This window comes from Roseibium sp. RKSG952, assembly GCF_009711355.1.
This window is the reverse complement of sequence record NZ_SMMF01000912.1, coordinates 33694-53768: the sequence shown is the minus strand read 5'-3', so window position 1 is coordinate 53768 and position 20075 is coordinate 33694. Positions and strand designations below refer to the sequence as shown.

Below are 20075 nucleotides of genomic sequence, written 5' to 3'. Positions count from 1 at the left end.
ACTGTCAGGTGATTACTAAAGCAGGACACTCGGGGCACAGCGCAATCGGAGCTATACGAAGTCACGCTCAAGGTTTTGAAAGTCTGTAGGATCAGTTCCTTCCCGCCTCTCCGGTCCCGGGGCGCGCTGTCGCTTGCCCGGGATGACGAACGCAAGTCTCCCGGATTCCATGGCAAGCCACCCTTGCATATCGGCGTGAACCATCTGCGGCGGCATACAAAAAGCCCCGGCTTTTGGCCGGGGCGATTGGTTTTGTGAACCAGCGCCAAAGCGCGGATTTTCCTAGAAATGGACCGACTTGGTGTCCAGCGGCTTTTGCAGCGGCGGGGCGAACTTGGTCAGGTCAATGCCTTCGACCGCGTCCTTGTACTCGTCGATGCTCGGCGTGCGGCCAAGGATCGCCGACAGGACCACGACCGGGGTCGAAGCCAGCAGCGACTCGCCCTTCTTCCCGGCAGCATCTTCCACCACACGGCCCTTGAACAGGCGTGTGGACGTGGCCAGCACCGTGTCGCCCTTGGCGGCCTTTTCCTGGTTGCCCATGCAAAGGTTACAGCCCGGACGCTCGAGATAGAGAATGTTCTCGTACTCGGTCCGCGCGGTGCTCTTCGGTGCGGCATCATCGAATTCAAAGCCGGAGTATTTCTGCAGGACGTCCCAGTCGCCTTCTGCCTTCAGCTCGTCGATGATGTTGTAGGTCGGCGCTGCGACCACAAGCGGGGCCTTGAATTCGACCTTGCCCTTGGCTTTCTCAAGGTTCTTGAGCATGCCGGCCACGATCTTCATGTCGCCCTTGTGCACCATGCAGGAGCCGACAAAGCCGAGATCAACCTTCTTTTCGGCACCATAATAGGACACCGGGCGAATGGTGTCGTGGGTGTAGCGCCGGGACACGTCCTCGTTGTTCACGTCCGGGTCGGCGATCATCGGCTCGTTGATCTCGTCGAGATCGACGACGACCTCGGCAAAGTATTTGGCATCTGCATCCGGGGTCAGGGCAGGCTTATCACCGGACCGGATTTCGGCAATGCGCTTGTCGGCCTTGTCAATCAGGCCCTGAAGCACCTGCTTGCCATTGTCCATGCCCTTGTCGATCATCACCTGGATGCGCGCCTTGGCGAGTTCCAGAGACCCGATCAGCGTGTCGTCGTTGGAAATGCAGATCGAGGCCTTTGCCTTCATCTCCGCGGTCCAGTCGGTAAAGGTAAAGGCCTGGTCGGCAAGCAGGGTGCCGATATGCACTTCGATGACGCGGCCCTGGAACACGTTGTCGCCATGCTGCTTCAGCATCTGCGCCTGGGTGGCATGCACCACATCGCGGAAGTCCATGTGATCGGCCATCGTGCCCTTGAAGGTCACCTTGACGCTTTCGGGGATCGGCATGGTTGCCTCACCGGTGGCAAGTGCCAGCGCCACGGTGCCGGAGTCCGCGCCAAAGGCAACGCCCTTGGACATGCGGGTGTGGCTGTCGCCGCCGATGATGATGTCCCAGTCATCGACGGTGATGTCGTTCAGCACCTTGTGGATCACGTCCGTCATGGCGTGATATTCGCCCTTCGGATCGCGGGCGGTGATCAGGCCGAACTTGTTCATGAACTTCATGAGTTTCGGAATGTTAGCCTGTGCCTTCAGATCCCAGACGGAAGCCGTGTGGCAGCCGGACTGGTAGGCGCCGTCAACCGTCGGCGAGATGACGGTGGCCGCCATGGCTTCCAGTTCCTGAGAGGTCATCAGGCCGGTCGTGTCCTGCGAGCCGACGATGTTGACCTTCACCCGGACGTCGGAACCGGCATGCAGGGTCTTGCCCGGCGTGGAGCCGACCGCGTTGCGGTTGAAGATCTTCTCGACCGCTGTCAGGCCCTGGCCTTCATGGGAGATTTCCTTGGACGGCGCAAAGACCAGCGGCGCCTCGACACCAAGGGTTTCTGCAGCAAATGTCTGCAGCTTCTTGCCGAAGACAACGGCGTAGGAACCGCCCGCCTTCATGAACTCGACCTTTTGCGGCGTGAAGGCGGAGGAAACATCAGCGAGTTCCTCGCTGCCGTCTTCGCTGACGAGCTTTCTGGTCCGGGTGTTGATCTTCAGGACGGTGCCGGTCTCGACAGAGTATTTCTGCTCCAGAACCGGGGCATCGTCATTGTTGAGGATCGGCTTGCCGTCCGGCCCGAGCTTCTTGACCCAGTTTTTCAGGTCGATGCCGATGCCGCCTGTCACGCCAACAGTGGTGAGGAAGATCGGCGAAATGCCGTTGGTTCCGGCCACAACCGGTGCGATGTTGACGAAAGGCACATAGGGGCTTGCCTGCTTGCCGGTCCAAAGCGCGACATTGTTGACGCCGGACATGCGGGACGAGCCGACGCCCATGGTGCCCTTTTCGGCAACCAGCATCACGCGCTTGTCCGGATGCTGAAGCTTCAGTGCCTCGATTTCCTTCTGCGCCGCCTCGGAGATCATGCATTTGCCGTGCAGCTCACGGTCGGAGCGCGAATGGGCCTGATTGCCCGGCGACAGAAGGTCGGTGGAGATATCGCCTTCGGCGGCAACATATGTGACGACCTTGATCTCTTCCTCGATATCGGGAAGCTTGGTGAAGAACTCGGCCTTCGCGTAGCTTTCCAGAATGTCCCGGGCGACTTCGTTGCCGGCCTCGAAAGCGGCCTTCAGGCGGTCAGTATCGGCCTCATAGAGAAACACCTGGGTCTTCAGGACCTCTGCGGCCTGTGTCGCAATCGCCTTGTCTTGCCCAAGTGCCAGATCAAGCAGGACTTCGACGGACGGTCCGCCCTTCATGTGCGACAGCAACTCGAACGCGAAAGCCGGTGCGATTTCCGCAACTTCAGCTTCGCCGAGGATGATTTCCTTCAGGAACTTCGCCTTTTCACCCGCCGCACTCGTGGTGCCGGGCAGGGTGTTGTAGATGAAGAAATTCAGCGAGTCGGCCCGGTGCTCATGTCCGGTGTCCTTGATCTGGGCGATCAGTTCGGCAACAAGGGCCCCGTCTTCGATCGGCTTGGGATGAAGGCCCTGGCCTTTGCGGGTTTCAATCTCTTTGAGGTAGTCAGTGTAAAGGCTCATGAAACCTCCGGCGTTTTGTGATGGGAAGAGCTTCAGCGCCGGACTGCACATTCGATGGCTCGCCGGGGAAGCTCGCTGGGCTCTACATAGTTCAGTATACAACGGTATGCAATCCTTTTCCGGTGCGGAAAACAAGGCTGCGGAACTCGTGAGATTGCTGGAATCCGCCGCGGATGCGCCATATGCAACAAATTGGCCCGGAGATAATCAACGGTGGTTTCCGCCATTGACAGCGTTCCTTGAAGAAGACTCGAAACGGCAGCGCATGTCCGCCCGCTCATGTTTTTTGGCATGGCGCGCGTGTTCCTCTCATTCCGCAGACTTTGCCGGATCAGCGGATGAAAAATCGGGGCTCCCGCCCTACATGAAGACCGTCTGGAGATTTTGATCGTAATTCTGTAATCAGACCTATCAGGAATTGCAGCGGCAAGAATGGGGGAGAGGTCCTGTTTGCGGTCGTTGCCAAGGCCCCCAATGATGTCTTGGGGTGTCCCGGGCTTTTGGTCCTCAAAAGCCTTCTGAAACGTGTAGACCGGCGGCCGGCAAGACGCGGCTTGGCTGCTGTAGATGCGAAGGAGACCGTACGCCGTGACCCAATCCCTCGACAGCTTCAACTGCAAGAGAACGCTTCAAGCCGGTGGCAAGACCTACACCTATTTTTCCATTCCCGAAGCAGAGGAAAACGGCCTTGAAGGTGTGTCCCAGCTGCCGTTTTCGCTGAAGGTCGTGCTTGAAAACCTGTTGCGCCACGAAGACGGCCAAACGGTCAGGAAACGGGACATCGTGGCAATGGCCCAGTGGCTTCTGGAGAAGAAATCCACCCACGAGATCGCCTACCGCCCGGCCCGCGTCCTGATGCAGGATTTTACCGGCGTTCCGGCTGTGGTCGATCTGGCAGCCATGCGCGATGCGGCGGTGAAGCTCGGAGGGGATCCGCAAAAGATCAACCCGCAAGTGCCGGTCGATCTCGTCATCGACCACTCGGTGATGGTCGATTATTTCGGCACGGGAGACGCCTTCAAGAAAAACGTCGAGCTGGAATACGAACGCAACGGCGAGCGTTACGCCTTCCTGCGCTGGGGCCAGTCGGCGTTCGACAATTTCCGCGCCGTGCCGCCGGGCACCGGCATCTGTCATCAGGTCAATCTGGAGTATCTTGCCCAGACCGTCTGGAGCAGGGAGGAAAACGGCGAAACACTCGCCTATCCGGACACGCTGGTCGGCACCGACAGCCATACCACCATGGTCAACGGCCTTGCGGTGCTTGGCTGGGGCGTGGGCGGCATCGAGGCGGAGGCTGCCATGCTCGGCCAGCCGATTTCCATGATGATCCCGGAAGTGATCGGGTTCCGATTGACCGGCGCGCTCAACGAGGGCATCACCGCGACCGATCTGGTCCTCACCGTGGTCCAGATGCTGCGCGCCAAGGGCGTGGTCGGCAAGTTCGTCGAGTTCTACGGCCCCGGCCTTGACAATCTCAGCCTTGAGGATGCGGCCACCATCGCCAACATGGCACCCGAATATGGCGCGACCTGCGGGTTCTTCCCCGTGGATGCCGACACGCTGAAATATCTGGAAGCCACTGGCCGCGACAAGGACCGGATCGCGCTGGTGGAGGCCTATGCAAGGGCGCAAGGCATGTTCCGCGATGGCGCGGAAGAACCGGAGTTCACCGACACGCTCCATCTCGACATTTCCACCGTGGTGCCCTCGCTTGCCGGACCGAAGCGGCCGCAGGACCGGGTACCGCTCGACGTGGCGGATGTGAAATTCTCCGATGCGCTCAAGGAAATCAAGAGCGCCACAGCCCCAGCCGGCGATCTGGAGGTGCTCGACAGGCCCGATACCCGTTTTGCCGTCGAGGGCCGCGATCACGGTCTGTCCGATGGCGATGTGGTGATTGCCGCAATCACGTCCTGCACCAACACCTCCAACCCGTCGGTGCTGATCGGCGCTGGTCTTGTTGCCCGCAAGGCGCTGGAAAAGGGCATGAAGGTCAAGCCCTGGGTCAAGACGTCGCTTGCACCGGGCTCTCAGGTTGTCACCGACTATCTGGAAAAGGCCGACGTTCAGAAGGATCTCGACGCGCTCGGCTTCAACCTGACCGGCTATGGCTGCACCACGTGCATCGGCAACTCCGGACCGCTCGACCAGGCGATTTCCGAGACGATCAACAAGAACGATCTGGTGGTCTGTTCGGTTCTGTCCGGAAACCGGAATTTCGAGGGCCGGGTCAATCCGGATGTGCGCGCTAACTATCTGGCCTCGCCGCCGCTGGTGGTGGCCTACGCGCTCGCCGGATCGCTCAACATCAACGTGGCGAACGATCCGCTCGGCGAGGACCGTGACGGCAACCCGGTCTATCTCAAGGACCTCTGGCCCACGACGGAGGAAATCACCGCGCTGATCCGCTCCTCGATCACGGAAGAGATGTTCCGCACCCGTTATGCCGACGTCTTCAAGGGGGATGAACACTGGCAGGCGATCACGGTGGAAGGCGGCATGACCTATGGCTGGCCGTCCGCCTCCACCTATGTGCAGAACCCGCCCTATTTCGAGGGCATGACCATGGAGCCGAAACCGCTTGAGGACATCGACAATGCGGCGGTGATGGGCCTGTTCCTCGATTCAATCACCACCGACCACATTTCACCGGCGGGCGCGATCAAGGAAAACAGCCCGGCCGGGAAATACCTGTCCGGGCATCAGGTCGCGCGCAAGGATTTCAATTCCTACGGTTCGCGCCGGGGCAACCACGAGGTCATGATGCGCGGCACGTTTGCCAACATACGCATCAAGAATCAGATGGTTCCAGGCGTCGAGGGCGGCGTGACCATGAAGGACGGCAAGCAGGAGTGGATCTACGACGCCTGCATGGAATACAGCGAAGCCGGCATTCCGCTGGTGATCTTTGCGGGCAAGGAATACGGCACCGGTTCCTCGCGCGACTGGGCCGCCAAGGGCACCAAGCTGCTTGGTGTGCGCGCCGTGATCGCCCAGTCGTTCGAGCGCATTCACCGCTCCAACCTGGTCGGCATGGGCGTCATCCCGCTCACCTTCAAGGATGGCGAGAGCTGGCAAAGCCACAACATCACCGGCAAGGAACGCGTCACCATCAAGGGCATCGCCGACATCACCCCGCGCCAGATGATGGATGTGGAGGTGACCTATGAGGACGGCACGACCAAAACCATCGAATGCCTGTGCCGGGTCGATACCGAGGACGAGCTGGAATATGTCCGCGCTGGCGGCATCCTCCAGTATGTGCTCAGGAATCTTGTGGCGGGGTGAGGTTTTTGGGATGCCGAGCGGCCCATGGGCCGCTCGGAATTTGATGGCTTGATGGCGTAGAGTAGTATTCAAAAATTTTATTTTTAATTGACATTTGGGTCATTTTTGTCCTAAATTCATTTTAGCTTAATGGGCATAGAGGCCCGGCTTCCGGTTTTGGGAAGGGTATGGAGACCCGCCCTCGGAACGAGCATTTTGTTGTTTCGTTCAAGGGGGGGCTGATGCCTACTCGAACCCAGTTTATTCGCGATATTCGCAAGCAGGCTGCGGCTCTCGGTCTCGACATCGTCGTCGATACGAAAAAGGGCAAAGGCAATCACTACCGTGTGACAGCCGGTGACAGGACGACGACAGTGCCGGAAAGGATATCGCCATTGATGGCGAAGATTATTCGCCGGCAACTCGGTCTCGATTGACCGCGAAGGAAATGTTCATGGGCGCTACGTTTTACGCTGAGCTTACCGCTGACCCGGATGGCGGGTTTGTTGTGACCTTTCGGGATTTGCCGGAGGCGATTACCGGCGGTGGAACGCGGGCGGAAGCATTGGAGATGGCGGCAGACGCGTTGGCAGTTGCTTTGCTTGGTCGCCTTGATGATGGTGAAACCCTGCCACTGGTGCAAGACATGTCCGGTGTCCCGGTGACTGTACCTGCCCAGTTTGCGGCCAAAATTGCGCTGATCGAGGCTTTCGAGAAAGCCCGAAAAACAGATCCGGACCTGTCCCAAAGCTCTTTGGCGAGAAGATTGGGCATCGACCACAAGGAAATCAGGCGGCGTCTGGACCCTAATCACAAGACGAAACTTTCGGCCCTTGAGGAAACCCTGAAGGCCTTGGGCAAGCGGCTTGTCATCCAGATCGAAGACGCTGCGTGAGGATTCGATCTGCTAGTGAGTGTATGGATGTCATAACGCAATCAAAAAATGAAATCTAACACTGCCTTTCGCCCTTTCCGTACCTGCTCACATGGGTCTGGTGGGGAGAGTTCCTCAGCAGGGAGCAGGTGGGCCTGGGCTGATGCCGGGCGGTAAGGCAGCCTGACGAGGTCCGGCGGCTGGCTCGCGGCAGACAGCTGTACCTGAGCAGACCCCGATGCACCGGTTGTGCTGTGGGGCGGGAGGAGCGGGCAACGGCTCCTGCCGTCATCCGACCCTGATGCGGGTTAGTCCGTCTGACGCAAGAAACAGCCCGGCGGGACCGTCAGGTCATGCCGAAGAAACGGTTTTTACTCAAGATGCGCAGGCAATGCCTGACGCGTCCCGCCGCTTCCCTGGCTTCACGGGATCAATACCGAAAAAACAGCGGCGGCAGACCACGCGGCGGATTTTTGTGCCGGGCGGCGGCTCAAAGGAACGCGACCTTGCCGGTTGCGATGTCGTAGACCCCGGCACGGGATACGAGCGCGCCGGAACCGTGCAGCTCCGATAGGATCGGGTGGGATGTGCTTGCGGCCTCGGCATTGAGCCTGGCGTTCCGGGCGATCGCCGCCTCCAGCAGATCGGGCGGGTTGTCCGGCAGCACGTCATAGACCGCGGGCCGGATCGCGTTGACCAGGCTCGGTAGATGGCCGGGCGGAAGATCCCGGTCCTCGATCGACTGGATCGTGGCATTGACGGCGCCGCAGCCGGTATGCCCCAGCACCACGATGGCCTGGACCCCAAGGACCGCCGCGGCAAATTCAAGGCTCGCAAGGCCATCCTCATTGATGAAGTTACCGGCCACCCGCACCACAAACAGGTCGCCCAGCCCCTGATCGAAAATGATCTCCGGCGCCACACGGGAATCGGAACAGGCGACAATCGCCGCGAACGGCTGCTGGCCCGCCGCGCGTTGTGCCCGTTCCACCGAGTGATCGGCGTTGAGCGGTTCATTGGCAACATAGCGCGCGTTTCCCGCAGCCAGCCGCTCCAACGCTTCATCCGGTGTGGCCGGCGGCGACAGCGGCGGGGCAGGGGGCGTTTGTGCCTGAGCTGCCGAAAAACCTGCCGGTCCGCCGACTGCTGCCAGACCGCCTGCTGCCACAGTGCTTGCCATCAGCCTGCGCCTGCTGATGCCGGTATTCAAAGGGGTCTTGCACACAGGTCCTCCTCCCGGCCCCCCGGCCGCGTTATGCCATGTTCGGATGACTTTAGGGCAAGTTTGTCCGGACCCCAAGGAAAAGACGTCGCAAGAGGCAGGGGTTTGGGATCGAGCTCAATTGTATTTGTAACCAACTTGCTTTGCGGTTTGCGCGCAGGCCTGATTAACTGGGCCAGAGGGTTTTGAAACTGCCATGGGAAAGGGCAAAGATGGGGTCGACGCTCAGCCGCCGGTTTGTCATGTTGGGGCTCGCCGCGACGCTGGCTTCTTGCCAGAGCAGGCCGCAAAGCGTTGTTCAGGGCGGATTGGCACCGTTTTATGATGACAAGCCGGATTATGCGACCGCCTATGCCCCGGTCCGTGATGGCGGTTTTGATCTTCCACGGATCGACTATCAGAACGTGGATCCGATCTATCTCCGGCAGTCTGTTTGGTATTCAACGCCTTATGAGCCGGGCACGATTGTCGTCGATCCGAACAACAAGTTTCTCTATTTCATTGAGCCAGGTGGCCGTGCCATCCGGTATGGCATCGGTGTCGGGCGGGCTGGATTTGCCTGGAACGGCGAGGCCGTGATCCGGTTCAAGCGAGAATGGCCGAAGTGGTTCCCGCCCGACGAAATGATTGCACGGGAGCCGTATCTGGAAAAATACCGCGACGGACAGGAGGGCGGCCCAGGCAATCCGATCGGTGCCCGCGGCCTCTATCTTTGGCAGGACAACAAGGACACGCTTTACCGGATCCACGGAACGAATCAGCCGCAAAGCATCGGCACCAATGCATCGAGCGGCTGCATCCGCATGTGGCAGCAGGATATTATCGATCTCTATGATCGCGTGCCGTTGGGGGCCAAGGTTGTTGTGTTGAGCTAACCCCGGCCGCGATACGGCGCGACGCCCTGATCCGGGATCCAGACCCCTTCAGGTGCCGGGCCGGTCTGGTAGAACACGTCGATCGGAATACCGCCGCGTGGATACCAGTAGCCGCCGATGCGCAGCCATTTGGGTTCAAGAAGCGCGACAAGACGTTTTCCGATCGAAACCGTGCAGTCCTCGTGGAAAGCGCCATGATTTCGGAAGGAGCCAAGGAACAGCTTCAGCGACTTGCTCTCGACTAGAAAGTCCTGCGGCACATAGTCGATCACCAGATGGGCGAAATCCGGTGCGCCGGTGATCGGGCACAGAGAGGTGAATTCCGGGGCTACGAAGCGCACCATGTAGCCGGTGCCTGCCTGTGGGTTCGGCACCTTTTCGAGAACGGCGTCTTCCGGTGAGGCGGGCAGGTCGGTCGAGGTGCCGAGCTGTGTCAGGTTTTGGTAAATGCTTTGATCGCTCATCAGGTTAAACGCCTCTGAGATTGCCCCAGATCAGGGTGTGAAGTTGCGGCAGTACGGTCGCTTCGAACCAGCGGTCGGCTGTTGCCTTGTCGATCAGCCAGCGCATGCGCTCCATGATGCCGTCGATGTCGATGACGCCGTCGGCCTTGTCGGGCGGCGGCGGGGTGTGGTTGCCCGGCTGGAGATAGACCGGCAGTTTCGGAAACCGCGCGGCCGCCTGCCGGGCATAATCATAGTCTTTATCGTCGAAGACCACGATTTTCAGGACGGTTTCCGGACGAGGCCCGGCTGCCGAAAGGCAATCTGCAAAAGCTGCCCAATCCGTTGTCATGCCGCTTGACGGTGGCTTCGGGCTGAGCGTCAGGACATCGAGATCCGCAAACCAGTCCTTTGCCAGACTCCCTTGGGTTTCCAGTCCGAAGCGGTAGCCCTTTTCGCGGCCCAACCGGATCAGGCCCCCAAGGGGCTGAATGGCCGGATTGCCGCCGGAGAGTGAAACGGTCAGCGGTGTCCCGCCCGAGAGCCGCTCGACTTCCGCAAAAATCCCGGCCGCATCCATTGGATGCCAGTCATGGCGGTAGCTGCTGTCGACCGCATGCAGCGTGTCGCACCATGAACAGCGGTAATCGCAGCCGCCGGTGCGTACGAACACGGTCGGCTGGCCGATCAGGGCCCCTTCCCCCTGAATGGTCGGGCCGAAAATCTCGCTGACCCGGATCAGGCTCTCGCTCACGCTGCAATCCCTATCGGGCGGTATTCGGCACAGGTCTTCGGCGTTTCCTTGACCCGGACCGCGGAGGTCTCCGGCCAATGCTGCTTGCACCAGTTGTAAAAATGCCGGGCCATGGTTTCCGCCGTCACACAATCATCCCCGAGCACGTCGTTCAGGTGCCGGTGGTCGAGACAGTCATCAAGATAGGTTTTGAATGCGCCGAGCTCCCGGTAGTCGCGGACAAAACCGATCCGGTTCAGCTCCGAAGATTCCAGCTCAACCTCGACCACATAATTGTGTCCATGGAGACGCGCGCAAGGGTGGTCCTCTTCCAGTCCGAAAAGCTGGTGGCTGGCGGAGAAATGAAATTCCTTGGTAATTCTAAACATCGCAAGCTGCCTTCCAGAAGTCCGGATCCGCATAGTCCGTGGGGTCGATCCCGCCAGCGAGATGAAACGCTTCGCGCCGTTCCACGCAGGTGCCGCAACGGCCGCAATGGATGGCGCCGCCCTTGTAGCAGGACCAGGTCTTCCGGTAGTCGACGCCGAGTTTCAAACCTTCGGCCGCAATCGCATCCTTGGGCTTGTGGACATAGGGCGTGTACAGCTTGACCTCGCCGAGGCCGTCGAGGGCATGACGCTGCATGGTCTCGAAGCTTTCGGTGAAGGCCGGGCGGCAGTCGGGATAGATGAAGTGATCGCCGCCATGAACTGCCGTTGCAACGGCTTCAGCCCCGCGTGCAGAGGCAATTCCATAGGCAATGGTCAGCATGATCGCATTCCGGTTCGGAACCACCGTAATGCGCATGCTTTCTTCGGCATAATGTCCGTCCGGCACCTCCACATCATCGGTCAGCGCCGAGCCGGTCAGCTGTGCACCGATATGGGCAATGTCGATCAGGACATATTCGGTTTTCAGGTCGTCGGCACAGGCCCTGGCGAAGTCGAGTTCTTTCTTGTGCCGTTGGCCATAGTCGAATGACACGAGGCCGATCAGCTCGTGCTCTCGCGCAACCTTGTGCGCAAGGGTGACGGAATCCATTCCGCCGGAACAGATGACAAGTGTTTTCAATTTTGGTCCCTTGTTTTCGCTGGCACCGGGTAGGCTGCGACCGGTGAACTGTCCATTGAACAGATGTGGCGCCTTTTAACAGGCTCGGCGGAAAAGGGAAGGGGACCAGGCTAGAAACGGATCGGAACAAATAAGTTCGTGATCAGCCCTGCCCCGATCAAAAGCACGAAACTTGCCAGGATCAGGAGGATTTGGATTGCCATCGGCAGGGATTTCATGGCCATCCCGCCATGCCCTTCATGGCTGCCGCCGTGCTGGTGGCTGCCATGGTCATGATCCATATGCCCGTGCATGGCGTTTAGGCCGTGCCCGGATTCAGGCGCATCCTTGTCTGACATCGTGTGGTCTGACATCTTGTGGCCGCCGTGGCTCGAATGGTCCATTTTACCTTGAGGGTGATGGCTCATCCCGCTGCCGTGACCGCCATGGTCATGGGTCATACCCGTTTCAGACACGATGGAGTGTTCCGGAGACCGGTGGCCGATCGAGATCGTGTCGGCGCCGGGAAGGGTCATGCAGCCGTGTTTCAGATTGGCTGCAACCAGCCAGTAATTCACCGGGAAGGCGGTGATCAGACCGACAACGGAGGCCAGACTCATGCGAAACCAGAATTCGGCCGCAAGCGGGTCTGTCGAGCCGGGCCAGATCGCTGCAAACACAATCATGGTCGGCAACATGCCGAACATGACGCAGTTCATCGAAACCGTTTCGGCAAAGATGGTTTTCCTGACGGCGAGCCAATAATCGCCATTATACATGCCGCGCATCATCAGGGCCTGAAAGATGAACAGCCCGCAGACAAAGCCCGCAATATACTCGAAGATGCTGTCCCAGCCGTTGGTCAGTCCGAGAAGTGGAACAATTGACGCGGCGATCAAAATTCCCGTGGCATCCCCCGCAAGACAGTGCATTTCGCTGTTGATGCCCTGTTTCCAGGGAACGTTGGTGAAGGCGTCATGTCCTCCGGGAAACGGTCTCCGGCAGGCCAGCAGATAGACAAAACAGCCGACAGGGCCGGTATAGGCGACAACCAGAATCCAGGCGAGTTTCTGCACCCAGCTGGTAACGCCGTTGAAGATCGAATCCCAGATGACGAAGATCAGGCTGGCGGCGGTGAGAAGAAACCAGACAATCATGGCCCCTTGAAGCATGGGCAGGTCCCCCGTCTTGATGTTGGTTTTACTCTACCCGTCCCTTGCTTGATCTCCAGTGATTATTGAGATTTCTGTATGAATCTGCTCAGGCCGCCTTGTCGGCCCGGGCCGAGACGATTTTCACGACGTCGCCCATAATGTCGGTCAGCTGGAAGTCCTTGGGCGTATAGACAGCTGCCACGCCCATGGCCTTGAGTTGGGCCGAATCCTCGTCCGGAATGATGCCACCGACCACGACCGGGATGTCATCGGCACCTGACGCGCGCAGGCGGTCCATGACGTCGCGCACAAGGGCCAGATGCGAGCCGGACAGGATCGACAGGCCGATCACATGGACATCTTCCTCGATGGCCGTGTTGACGATCTGGGCCGGGGTCAGGCGGATGCCCTCGTAAACCACTTCCATGCCGCAATCGCGGGCCCGGACGGCGATTTGTTCGGCCCCGTTGGAATGGCCGTCAAGCCCGGGCTTGCCGACAAGGAATTTCAGACGCCGGCCAAGGGCTTTCGACAGCGTGTCGACATCGGTCCGGACGGCTGCGAGATCTCCCGCATCGTCGCTGACCGACTGGCCGACGCCGGTCGGGGCCCGGTATTCGCCGAAGATTTCGCGCAAGGTGCGGCCCCATTCGCCGGTGGTAACACCCGCTTTTGCTGCGGCGATCGAAGGCTCCATGATATTGCGGCCTTCGCTTGCCGCCGACTTGAGATCCGCAAGAGCCGCGTCAACAGCGGACTGATCGCGGGCCTCGCGCCAGGCCTTCACCTTCTCGATGGCTTCGCCTTCGACATGCTCGGGCACGGTCAGGATGCCGCCATCCTCGCCGGCCGCCAGCGGTGAAGGTTCGGACTCGATGTATTTGTTGACGCCGACGACCACCTGATCGCCGGTCTCGATCCCGGCCAACCGGCTGGAATTGGCTTCCACCAGCTTGCGTTTCATGTAGCTGGATTCAACCGCTGCGACGGCGCCGCCCATGGCATCGATGCGCGCAAGTTCGTCCCGCGCCTCGTCCTTGAGCGCCTCGACCTTGCGGGTGATTTCCGCCGAGCCGTCGAAGATATCCGCATATTCCAGAAGGTCGGTCTCGTAGGCGACGATTTGCTGCATCCGCAGGGACCATTGCTGATCGAACGGGCGCGGCAGGCCGAGCGCTTCGTTCCACGCAGGCAACTGGACGGCCCGGGCCCTTGCATTCTTGGACAGGACCACAGCCAGCATTTCGATCAGGATGCGGTAGACATTGTTTTCCGGCTGCTGCTCGGTCAGTCCGAGTGAATTGACCTGAACGCCATAGCGGAACCGGCGGTAGCGTTCGTCCTCAACGCCATAGCGTTCGCGGCAGATTTCGTCCCAAAGTTCGGTGAAGGCGCGCATCTTGCACATTTCGGTGACGAAACGCATGCCGGCATTCACGAAGAAGGAGATGCGGCCGACCGCTTTCGGGAAATCCTCTGCCGGAATGGCACCATTTGCCTTCAGCCCGTCCAGAATCGCGATGGCGGTTGCGAGCGCAAACGAGAGTTCCTGCACCGGTGTCGCACCTGCCTCCTGCAAGTGATAGGAGCAGACATTCATCGGGTTCCATTTCGGCATTTCCGAATAGGTCCAGGCGATGACATCCGTGGTCAGGCGCAAGGACGGCGCTGGCGGAAACACATAGGTGCCGCGCGACAGATACTCCTTGATGATATCGTTCTGCGTGGTGCCCGAGAGAAGTTTCCGGTCCGCGCCCTGTTCGTCGGCGGCGGCGGCATAGAGAGAAAGCAGCCAAGGCGCGGTCGCATTGATCGTCATGGACGTGTTCATGCGCTCAAGCGGGATGTCGTTGAAAAGGGTGCGCATGTCGCCGAGATGGGCGACCGGGACACCGACCTTTCCGACTTCACCGCGTGCAAGCAGGTCATCCGGGTCATAGCCCGTCTGGGTCGGCAGGTCGAAGGCGACCGACAGACCGGTCTGGCCCTTCGCGAGATTGCCGCGGTACAACTTGTTGGATTCCGCCGCCGTCGAATGGCCTGCATAGGTGCGGAAGATCCAGGGGCGGTCTCGCCTTTCCGGCTTTGCGTCCGACATGGTGTTGTCTTTCCTCCTCGGTGGCCTGCCTCTCGAGCGTTGGCGTCAGGCAGCCAGTCCGCGCGTCTGGTCAAGAGTGACCAAGAGCTTCCTTTAACGTCAACCCAGCCTTTCGTTGGTACGGCAGGATAAGGGTTTTATATGCGATGCAAAAAGCGACTTGGCTCGAAAGGCAAGTTAAGCAATAGTCGTATAGATACTTATCCGATTTCGAACGATAGTTGCGCAAATTCGGGCTTTCGGCCCGGTTTGCCTTGTGCGTTTGCGAAAAAGCGCAGGCTAACAACGAATTGGGAGGACGGATCAATGACGTCAACGGCCCAGGCCAACGACAACCGCACGGCGGAGGCAGCGCCGATGAAGGACCTTTACGAAATCGGGGAAATTCCCCCTTTGGGCCATGTTCCGAAAAACATGTACGCCTGGGCAATCCGGCGCGAGCGTCACGGCCCGCCGGAAGACGCCATGAAGCTCGAAGTCGTGCCGACCTGGACCTTGGACAGCAACGAGGTTCTGGTTCTCGTCATGGCCGCCGGTGTCAATTACAATGGCATCTGGGCCGGTCTTGGCCAGCCGATCAGCCCGTTTGACGGTCATGGCGCGGCCTATCATATCGCAGGATCCGATGCCTCGGGCATCGTTTGGGCCGTTGGCGACAAGGTCAAGCGCTGGAAGGTTGGCGACGAGGTCGTGGTTCACTGTAATCAGGACGATGGCGACGACGAGGAGTGCAACGGTGGCGATCCGATGTTCTCCAATTCCCAGCGGATCTGGGGCTACGAGACCCCGGACGGATCGTTTGCCCAGTTCACAAAGGTGCAGGCCCAGCAGCTGATGCCGCGCCCGAAACATCTGACCTGGGAAGAGGCCGCCTGTTACACGCTGACGCTTGCCACCGCTTACCGGATGCTGTTTGGTCACGAGCCGCATGAGCTGAAACCGGGCCAAAACGTTCTGGTTTGGGGCGCATCCGGCGGTCTTGGCTCCTACGCGATCCAGCTGATCAACACCGCAGGTGCCAACGCCATTGGCGTGATCTCGGATGAGGACAAGCGCGATTTCGTCATGGGGCTTGGCGCCAAGGGCGTGATCAACCGCAAGGACTTCAATTGCTGGGGCCAGTTGCCGACGGTCAACTCACCCGAGTATGCCGAATGGTTCAAGGAAGCCCGCCGGTTCGGCAAGGCGATCTGGGACATCACCGGCAAGGGCAACAATGTTGACATCGTCTTCGAGCATCCGGGCGAGGCAACGTTCCCGATCTCGACCTTCGTCTGCAAGAAGGGCGGCATGGTCGTGATCTGTGCAGGCACCACCGGCTTTAACACGACGTTCGATGTCCGCTACATGTGGATGCACCAGAAGCGCTTGCAAGGCTCGCATTTCGCTCACCTGAAACAGGCGTCTGCAGCCAACAAGCTGATGATCGAACGGCGGATCGATCCTTACATGTCCGAGGTGTTCCCCTGGGACGAGATCCCGCAGGCCCACACCAAGATGTGGAAGAACCAGCATGCACCGGGTAACATGGCGGTTCTGGTTTCCGCACCGACCACAGGCCTCAGGACCTTTGAAGATACGCTTGAGGCCGCCCGCCGTTAAAGGCCGGACAAGATCAACCGGCTGCCGCGCCTCTTGATTCGGTGCGGCAGTTCAAACGGCTAAATATCAATTTCAGCTCCCGGATGTTCGAGCCCTCTCGAGCAGCCCAGCCTTGCCGGTCTGCCCTGTGCAGGCCGGCAGTTTTTTTGTTTTTTCATCATCTGTTGCGTTCAGGCTGATGCGCGCTCTGTGCAAAACGGCTTTTTCTGCCGCGACCCCGAAATCCGCCCACAAGAGCGTGTCCCGTTCAATCGGAGCCAAATGCGGGAGACCCGCTCTGGTCGCAACCGCGGCGGTTCGATACACTCTTAGAAAATGCTGCCTCAATTCCGCTTGCTTCGCGGCGCAGTCACATCCGCAGCACGGCCAATTGAAAGACAGATGCATGCTCTTCACCTCCCGCACCGCTGCTCCGGCGAAGACTGTCCGGGCGTCGCTATTCGCTCTGGCCGGGTTGGTGCTTTCCGGTTGTGTTAGCGACCCGGATCCAACACCGCCGCTCTACAGGGACCTCGGCAGGCAGGGCGTGGAGGTCAATGCCGCTGCGGCAGCTGGGATGATTTCGCAATATCGCATGAACAAAGGGCTTGGCCCGGTAACTGTGGATCCGTCATTGAATGCGATTGCGGAACGTCAGGCCGATGCCATGGCCAAGGCCGGGACGGTGAAGGCATCCTTGGCCCGGGATCAGCAGCTCGATGCCCGGCTTGCGGCTATCGGCGAACCATCGACACAGGCTGTTGAAAACGTCAGTGCCGGCTACAGGACTTTGGCAAAGGCCTTTTCCGGTTGGCGGGATTCGCCAAAACACAATGCGGTCATGCTGGACAGGTCCGCAACGCGGCTCGGAATCGCAACCGCATATTCACCAAATGCAAAGCATAAGGTTTTCTGGTCTCTTGTGATGGCCGGTCCGGAGAATGACGGCAAGGGGGCGAAGTGAGCTTCGGAGGTGAAATGACGGCGGGACGACATCGGTCAGGAACACGGGCGGCGGCAGTTATGGCCAGCGTCCTGCTGGTGTTCGCCTGCATGTTGTTTGGTGGCAATTCGGCCATTGCTCAAACATCTCACAATGCACCTTTCGGGTTGCTTGGGGATGATGGCACGATCCAGCATACGCAGCCTGAGCCGGTTTCCGGCAGCGGTGACGCGTCCGTTTCCGGAAACGGGGGTTCGTCCGGGGACACAACGGCCGCGTCACAAAACAAGGGAAGCGCGCAGACGAACAGCTCTGCTCGAACATTCCGTATTCAAAGCGCGATTGCGTCAGACCTGCTTGACCCTGGCGTTGCCGCTGATGTGCAGAAAGACATCGACGGCTGGATTTCGCGTTTGAACACCATTGAAGTGGCGATTCAGCGTGGAGGCTTGAGCCCGGATCAGCTCAAGGGGCTTGAAAGCCGGGTTCTGGAAGTTGATCGGGAAGCCGAAAGATTCCTGCGTGCTGTCCAACCTATGCTGAAGTCCGTGGATGAGCGTCTCAGCGGTCTCGAGGATGTGGCGAGCGGCGACAAACAAGCTGCGAAAATTCCTGAAACGGAAAGCCTGATCCGGCAGCGCGAGAGTTTGCAAGCGGTTCAAAAGTTCCTGAATTCGTTCATCAAGCAGGCCGAAGTGGTCAAGATCCAGGCCTATGACCTGTCGGCACGTGTGGCCACGCAGCGGCGCAAGGTGTTCATCGACAGCTTGCTGGTCAGAACCTACAGCGTCGCGGATCCCGCACTTTGGAAGGAAGCATTGGAGGAAATCCCGACGGTTGACAATTCTGCAAGATTGTTGTTGCGGGATTGGTACAGTCTTGTCCGGCAAAAGGTCGGCGGGCCACTCTCAATCGCGGTCATGGCAGCATTTCTGATTGCCCTGCTCTCGATCTGGCCGATGAGACGCCGGTTGTTGAAACACACCGACCGGCATCAGGAGGTGGTCGATCCGTCGCCCCTGCGGCGTTCTTCTGCCGCACTCGTCATGGTGCTGGCGGCAACATTCGTTCCGGCCCTGTTCTGGTATGCGTTCTATACGATTATCAACCTGCTCAATGTCGCGCCCCCGAGGGTCGAAGGCGCGATCAATGCCATGTTTCTCACGGGGACCTTTGCCGCTTTCAGCCTGGGCTTGATTACGGCGGTGACAGCGCCGTCCTTACCGGCCTGGCGCATGATCCCGGTAAGTGATCAAACGGCTCTCAAGCTTTACCGCCACAGCGTGATCATCATACCTCTTTACAGTGCCTTCATCTTGATTTCGGGCTTGCTAAACGTCCTTTTTGCAAAGGATGGGCTCAAACTGGTTGTCGGCAGCGCGATGACGGTTATTGCGGCTCTAATGCTGATGCGCGGACTCAGGATCATTGCGACCGACCAGGAGGAGGACGAGGAAGCGGTTGAAGAACTCCAGTCGGGCATTCTGGCAATCTGGGGCTGGATTGCACCGCTTTTCTGGATAGGCTCCGTTTTCTCCATCGGGGCGGTCCTTGCCGGATACATCTGGTTTGGGTGGTTTGTTGCCGCGCAGATGGTCTGGATCGTGATTGTGTTTTCGTTCACGCATCTATTGCTGCAGTTCACCGATGATGCGATGTCCGATCTATTCCGCTACGGGACAAGGGTGACACGGGCCTTGCGCAGCGCGATGGGGTTCCGGTCACAAACAAGCGAGCAGATCGGGGTTATCCTGTCCGGCCTGCTGCGTCTCCTGATCATCTTGTTTGCCCTGTTCAGTCTGATTGTGCCCTGGGGGTTCACCTCTGGCGACCTCACCGGCATGTTCCGGCCGGTCCTGAATGCCGTTCACCTGGGTTCCTTGCGCTTCTCCCTGGCCAGTTTGTTGGGGGCCTTGATTGTTTTTGCAGCCATTTTGGGTCTGACCCGCATTTCCAAGCGCTGGCTTGAAGACCGCTTCTTGCCCAAGACCCGCATGGATATCGGCTTGCGGAGTTCGATCAGTATCGGGTTCGGTTACATCGGTTTCATCATCGCAACCCTGCTTGCCCTGGCATATGCCGGGCTCAATCTTCAAAATATTGCGATCGTTGCCGGTGCGCTTTCGGTTGGTATCGGTCTTGGCCTGCAAGGGATCGTCAACAACTTCGTTTCAGGTCTGATCATGCTGGCCGAACGCCCGATCAAGGTCGGTGATTGGGTCGTGGTCGGTGCAGACCAGGGCTATGTGCGGCGGATCAATGTCCGCGCCACGGAAATCGAGACCTTTGAACGCTCCACCGTGATCGTGCCGAACTCAAACCTGATTTCGGGTGTGGTGAAGAACTGGATGCATGGCAGCTCTCTCGGGCGGATAATCGTGCCCGTACGGGTGACCTTTGGCACCGATCCGGAGCTGGTGCGTGACATTCTATATGCAGCCGCACGCACGCATCCGAAAATCACCAGCTATCCGCCGCCGGATGTATTTTTCATGGCATTCGGCGAAAACGGCCTGAATTTCGAGCTCAGGGTCTACCTGCCGGATATCAACGACTTTCTGATCGTGGCGTCGGATCTGCATTTTGAAGTGTTCAAGCGCCTGCGGGAAGCAAACATAGAAATTCCGCTGCCGCAACGCGATCTGCATCTGCGCAGTGGTTTTGATGACAAGGCAGACCGGCCGAGAGTGGAAGCGGTCGAGATCGACGATTTGCCGAAGCCGAAAGCCTAACCGGGAAGAAACAGGAAACATTTGT

15 protein-coding genes are annotated in these 20075 nt (G+C 59.2%); 7 read left to right on the top strand and 8 right to left on the bottom strand.

Going from position 1 to position 20075, the window contains the following annotated elements; all coding sequences use genetic code 11:
• Positions 1 to 282: 282 nt before the first annotated feature.
• On the bottom strand, positions 283 to 3075 hold the full coding sequence (locus tag E1297_RS19155; RefSeq protein ID WP_155141181.1) for a bifunctional aconitate hydratase 2/2-methylisocitrate dehydratase: 2793 nt from the start codon (positions 3073 to 3075) through the stop codon (positions 283 to 285).
• Between the two features lie 588 nt (positions 3076 to 3663).
• Here E1297_RS19155 and acnA point away from each other — a divergent pair.
• From acnA to E1297_RS19140, 3 genes are all read left to right on the top strand, one after another.
• Complete coding sequence (gene acnA / locus E1297_RS19150) at positions 3664 to 6366, top strand: aconitate hydratase AcnA (protein ID WP_368669616.1); 2703 nt, start codon at positions 3664 to 3666, stop codon at positions 6364 to 6366.
• Positions 6367 to 6587: 221 nt separating this feature from the next.
• The gene (locus tag E1297_RS19145) at positions 6588 to 6782 is read left to right on the top strand and encodes a hypothetical protein (protein WP_155141178.1); all 195 of its coding nucleotides are present in this window, start codon (positions 6588 to 6590) and stop codon (positions 6780 to 6782) included.
• Between the two features lie 17 nt (positions 6783 to 6799).
• Positions 6800 to 7240 (top strand): type II toxin-antitoxin system HicB family antitoxin, encoded by a 441-nt coding sequence (locus E1297_RS19140; RefSeq protein WP_155141176.1) that lies wholly within the window; start codon positions 6800 to 6802, stop codon positions 7238 to 7240.
• Between the two features lie 469 nt (positions 7241 to 7709).
• On the opposite strand, the gene E1297_RS19135 is transcribed toward E1297_RS19140, so the two are convergent.
• Positions 7710 to 8399, bottom strand: a complete 690-nt coding sequence (locus E1297_RS19135) for a carbonic anhydrase (protein ID WP_155141174.1) — start codon at positions 8397 to 8399, stop codon at positions 7710 to 7712.
• Between the two features lie 254 nt (positions 8400 to 8653).
• Here E1297_RS19135 and E1297_RS19130 point away from each other — a divergent pair, with 254 nt between their 5' ends.
• A complete protein-coding gene (locus E1297_RS19130; RefSeq protein WP_155141172.1) occupies positions 8654 to 9316 on the top strand; it encodes a L,D-transpeptidase in 663 nt (220 codons plus the stop codon).
• Here the strand turns inward: E1297_RS19130 and queF are convergent.
• The 6 genes from queF to E1297_RS19100 all read right to left on the bottom strand — a co-directional run bounded on the left by queF (position 9313) and on the right by E1297_RS19100 (position 14794).
• On the bottom strand, positions 9313 to 9780 hold the full coding sequence (queF, locus tag E1297_RS19125) for a preQ(1) synthase (RefSeq protein ID WP_155141170.1): 468 nt from the start codon (positions 9778 to 9780) through the stop codon (positions 9313 to 9315). The genes E1297_RS19130 and queF overlap by 4 nt on opposite strands.
• A 4-nt stretch (positions 9781 to 9784) precedes the next feature.
• A complete protein-coding gene (gene queE / locus E1297_RS19120; RefSeq protein WP_368669615.1) occupies positions 9785 to 10513 on the bottom strand; it encodes a 7-carboxy-7-deazaguanine synthase QueE in 729 nt (242 codons plus the stop codon).
• The gene (locus tag E1297_RS19115; RefSeq protein ID WP_155141168.1) at positions 10510 to 10881 is read right to left on the bottom strand and encodes a 6-pyruvoyl tetrahydropterin synthase family protein; all 372 of its coding nucleotides are present in this window, start codon (positions 10879 to 10881) and stop codon (positions 10510 to 10512) included. Before E1297_RS19115 ends, queE begins: the two co-directional genes overlap by 4 nt.
• A complete protein-coding gene (gene queC, locus E1297_RS19110; RefSeq protein WP_155141165.1) occupies positions 10874 to 11563 on the bottom strand; it encodes a 7-cyano-7-deazaguanine synthase QueC in 690 nt (229 codons plus the stop codon). Before queC ends, E1297_RS19115 begins: the two co-directional genes overlap by 8 nt.
• 110 nt (positions 11564 to 11673) lie before the next feature.
• Positions 11674 to 12714, bottom strand: a complete 1041-nt coding sequence (locus tag E1297_RS19105; protein ID WP_155141163.1) for a DUF4396 domain-containing protein — start codon at positions 12712 to 12714, stop codon at positions 11674 to 11676.
• Between the two features lie 88 nt (positions 12715 to 12802).
• A complete protein-coding gene (locus E1297_RS19100) occupies positions 12803 to 14794 on the bottom strand; it encodes a protein meaA (RefSeq protein WP_155141161.1) in 1992 nt (663 codons plus the stop codon).
• A 306-nt stretch (positions 14795 to 15100) separates the two neighbouring features.
• Here E1297_RS19100 and ccrA point away from each other — a divergent pair, with 306 nt between their 5' ends.
• The 3 genes from ccrA (at position 15101) to E1297_RS19085 (ending at position 20050) form a co-directional block, all read left to right on the top strand.
• A complete protein-coding gene (gene ccrA, locus E1297_RS19095; RefSeq protein ID WP_155141159.1) occupies positions 15101 to 16396 on the top strand; it encodes a crotonyl-CoA carboxylase/reductase in 1296 nt (431 codons plus the stop codon).
• 385 nt (positions 16397 to 16781) lie between these two features.
• Positions 16782 to 17339, top strand: a complete 558-nt coding sequence (locus tag E1297_RS19090; protein ID WP_155141157.1) for a CAP domain-containing protein — start codon at positions 16782 to 16784, stop codon at positions 17337 to 17339.
• A gap of 59 nt (positions 17340 to 17398) precedes the next feature.
• Positions 17399 to 20050, top strand: a complete 2652-nt coding sequence (locus tag E1297_RS19085; protein ID WP_196223361.1) for a DUF3772 domain-containing protein — start codon at positions 17399 to 17401, stop codon at positions 20048 to 20050.
• The last annotated feature ends 25 nt before the right edge of the window (positions 20051 to 20075 follow it).